The following is a 3,786-nucleotide window of genomic DNA, read 5'->3' on the forward strand; positions in this document are numbered from 1 at the left end:
AAGTGCGATTTTCGTCCGTTTTTTCATGCCATCCTGCTCCTTCCCGAAAAAATTTTATGAAGTGCTTTTCCTGCCATCCGGATCAGAACCGGAAGCATTTTCAGATAAAGCCATATGCACAGAAATGTCATAAAAATCCCAACGGCAAGGCCGATACATCCAAGGCCGAGGGACATCAGACCGCGAAATGGGTTTACAAACAGCATCACGGCTCCGTAAACAATACTGACTGCTCCAAATATATAAGCCGCGATCATAATGCCAAGTGCTCCGGCCAGAATCCCAATGATCAGTCCGAATATGCCAACCACGATCCCGATCAGTCCTCCAAGCAGACCGGTTGCTGTTCCAAGAACGGCTCCTGCAGCCGGGATCAGAATCGCCAGTGCCAGTGCAAACCAAATCACCCTCATGATCGTGTTCTGATCTTCCCACCAGCTCCAGAATGACCACTTTGCAGCAGATGCTTTTGCTCTGTCGCCTTTCTTTTCCTCCTCCACATAAAAAGCCGGTGTCTTGCTTTCTGTATCGGATGCTGCACTTTCTGCACCGTTTTCTGTATAAAAGTACTCCCCTTTTAATCCACTTTTGATATCCTGTGCCACCTTCTGCGGGCTTCCCAGATGGTCGATTGCCTGCTGCAGGTCATCTCCTGCTTCATCAAAATACCGCTCGTAATAATCCAGTGCTTCCTCCCGCTCCTGCGGTGAAATATCACCAAGAAGTGCCGCAAGTTGTTCCATAAACTCTTTCCTGCCCACTTAAAGTTCACCTCCGTCAAAAATATTGCCAATCCTGGCTGAGTACTCTTTCCACTCTGTCTTATACAGCTGAAGCTGGGCCATCCCGCGTTCTGTAATTTTATAATAACGCCGGTTTCGACCGCCAAATTCCATATCATAGACTTCAAGACAGTCATCCTTCAAAAGCCTGCGAAGCACCGGATACAGCGTCGATTCTGAGACATCGATCGCTTTTCGGACATCCTGGGTGATGCGGTATCCGTAAGTACCCGCTTCCTCTTTCGACACAACGGCCAGTACAATGGCATCCAGAAGTGCCGCCCCTGTATTAAAAACCATAGCTTCCTCCTGATACTATTTTCTTTTCAATACTATATATCATATAATATTGTTTGTCAATGTGTATTTTCTTACGGTTTTCTTAAATATAGTTATGAGGATTTTTCATTGACAATACTCCCCAAAATGATAATTTTGATACGAAAATTGAAAACTATTTATCAGAAAAGCAATCTGCAAAGTAAAAAAACAGAACGCCATAATGATTCGAAAACAATCTGCTGACACGCTGCGTTTCCTGTTCGGTTTGTTTTCGAATTCATCATGGCTGTTCTATTTTCCGCTTCAATGACCTCTGGCAGGCCAGTAACTTTTGGCAATGTGCAAAATGAACGAATTCCAAAGAAGACACTTTTACGTGCTCTTCGGGGAATTCGTTCATTTGCACATTAAGAAATTCTCCGCCCTCTGCAGTGCATAAGCCAGATTTTCTTCCGTATGTGCCGCTGACACAAACATGGCTTCAAACTGTGCCGGTGCAAGATGGATTCCATTGTCCAGCATATATTTAAAATACCGTGCATACTCAGCAGTATCTGAGGTTTTTGCGGAAGCATAGTCAACAACCTGCTGTTCTGTGAAAAACAGGGAACCGATTGAGCCGACATGGTTTACCTGCCATGCATGTCCGTTCTTTCTGGCATTTTCTTTCATGGTTTCAAAGAAAGTATCGCTTTTCTGATTGAGTTCTTCATAAATCTGCGGATTGTTTTTCAAAATGGTAAGCTGTGCAATGCCTGCTGCCATGGCAACCGGATTGCCGCTTAAGGTTCCTGCCTGATAAACCGCTCCGACCGGTGAGACCATCTCCATGATCTCGCGTCTGCCGCCGTAAGCTCCGACCGGCATGCCGGCTCCGATGATCTTGCCGTATGTCACAAGATCAGCATCGATACCAAAATAGCCCTGTGCACCCTGAAGTCCAAGTCGGAATCCGGTGATCACTTCATCGAAGATCAGAACGCTTCCATGCTCGCTACAGAGTTTTCGAAGTCCTTCCAGAAATCCCTTTTTCGGCGGAACAACGCCCATATTGGCTGCCACCGGCTCTACGATCACGGCAGCAATTTCCTTTGGATATTCGTCAAACAGTGCCTCTACGCTTGCCAGATCATTGTAAATGGCAGATAACGTATCCTGTGTACATCCTGCCGGTACACCGGCACTGTCCGGGATTCCGGCTGTCATAACTCCGGAACCTGCTTTTACCAGAAGTGCATCGGAATGTCCATGATAGCATCCGGTAAATTTTACGATCTTATCCCTTCTTGTATAACCTCTGGCTGCACGGATGGCACTCATCACGGCTTCTGTTCCGGAATTGACCATACGCACCATTTCAAGTGACGGGATCACATCTGTCATCAGCTCTGCCATCTCTACTTCTTTTTCAGTGGCGGCTCCAAAACTCAGTCCTTTTTCACATGCTTTGATCACGGCTTCTTTGATCGCCGGATGGTTGTGTCCGAGGATCATCGGTCCCCAGGAACCGATAAAATCCAGATATTTGTTTCCATCGACATCGGTCATATAAACACCGTTTGCCTGTTCAATAAAACGCGGCGTGCTGCCAACACTTCCAAAAGCACGCACCGGGCTGTTCACGCCACCCGGCATCAAAGTAACTGCTTTTTTAAAAAGTTCTTCTGATCTTGTCATCATCCAATCTTCCCTTCATCCATCATTTTTGCAATCTCTTTTGCAAAATAGGTAAGATAAATATCAGCTCCGGCACGGTAAGCACCGACTGCCATCTCACCGATGATCCGTTCTTCATCAATATAGCCTAGTTTGGCTCCTGCTTTTACCATAGCATATTCTCCGCTGACGCTGTAGGCTGCAACCGGTGTGTTGACCACTTTTCGCACTTCTGTGATCACATCCTGATAAGCCATCGCCGGTTTTACCATAATGATATCCGCTCCCTCTTCGACATCGAGCAGAGCCTCTTTGATGCCTTCTCTTTTATTATGAAAATCCATCTGATATGTTTTGCGATCACCAAAAGACGGAGCAGAACCTGCCGCTTCACGGAATGGACCATAAAAGGCGGATGCATATTTCACGGCATAAGACATGATCGGTGTGCCTGTATGTCCCGCCTGATCGAGCATCGTACGGATCGCACGCACACGACCGTCCATCATATCGGATGGTGCTACCATATCTGCTCCGGCTTCCACATGAGAAAGAGCGGTCTTTGCAAGCAAATCCAGCGTCCTATCATTGTCCACATCGTGTCCGCACAACATGCCGCAGTGTCCGTGTGATGTGTACTCGCACATACAAACGTCCGTGATCAGATACAGTTCCGGGAATTTTTCTTTTGCTTCCCGAAGTGCTCTCTGCACAATGCCATTTTCGTTGTAGGCTCCGCTTCCCACTTCGTCTTTCTGATCCGGGATGCCAAAAAACATCACATTTTTCACACCGGCATTTAACAGCCGCTCCAGTTCAAATCCCATGCAGTCCACACTGTAACGGTACTGTCCGTCCATGGACGGGATCTCCTCCCGGATGTCATTCCCTTCTTTTACAAACATCGGATAGATCAGGGAAGACTTATCCATTCTCGTCTCTCTCACCATTCTTCTGAGTGTATCGTTTCCTCTTAACCTTCTTGGTCGGATTGTCATATCCATCTTTTGTTACCGTTACTGAAAACTTATAAAAAGTTATAAACCTTTATGTTTCATTCCTACTT

4 protein-coding genes are annotated in these 3,786 nt (G+C 46.4%); all 4 read right to left on the reverse strand.

From position 1 onward, the window contains the following. Nucleotides 1–23: 23 nt before the first annotated feature. Entirely contained in the window at nucleotides 24–743 is a 720-nt protein-coding gene (locus tag ACLTL4_RS11090; RefSeq protein WP_173882155.1) for a DUF1700 domain-containing protein, read from the reverse strand. A gap of 18 nt (nucleotides 744–761) precedes the next feature. Next, nucleotides 762–1,082, reverse strand: coding sequence for a PadR family transcriptional regulator (locus tag ACLTL4_RS11095; protein WP_022118834.1), 321 nt, complete (start codon nucleotides 1,080–1,082; stop codon nucleotides 762–764). Nucleotides 1,083–1,460: 378 nt separating this feature from the next. Next, nucleotides 1,461–2,741, reverse strand: coding sequence for a glutamate-1-semialdehyde 2,1-aminomutase (gene hemL, locus ACLTL4_RS11100; RefSeq protein ID WP_412320547.1), 1,281 nt, complete (start codon nucleotides 2,739–2,741; stop codon nucleotides 1,461–1,463). Then, entirely contained in the window at nucleotides 2,741–3,724 is a 984-nt protein-coding gene (hemB, locus tag ACLTL4_RS11105; RefSeq protein ID WP_173866107.1) for a porphobilinogen synthase, read from the reverse strand. Before hemB ends, hemL begins: the two co-directional genes overlap by 1 nt. Nucleotides 3,725–3,786 lie beyond the last annotated feature (62 nt).

Origin of the sequence: Hominisplanchenecus sp. (assembly GCF_046967715.1) — a bacterium.
GTDB classification, from domain to species: Bacteria; Bacillota; Clostridia; order Lachnospirales; family Lachnospiraceae; genus Hominisplanchenecus; species Hominisplanchenecus faecis.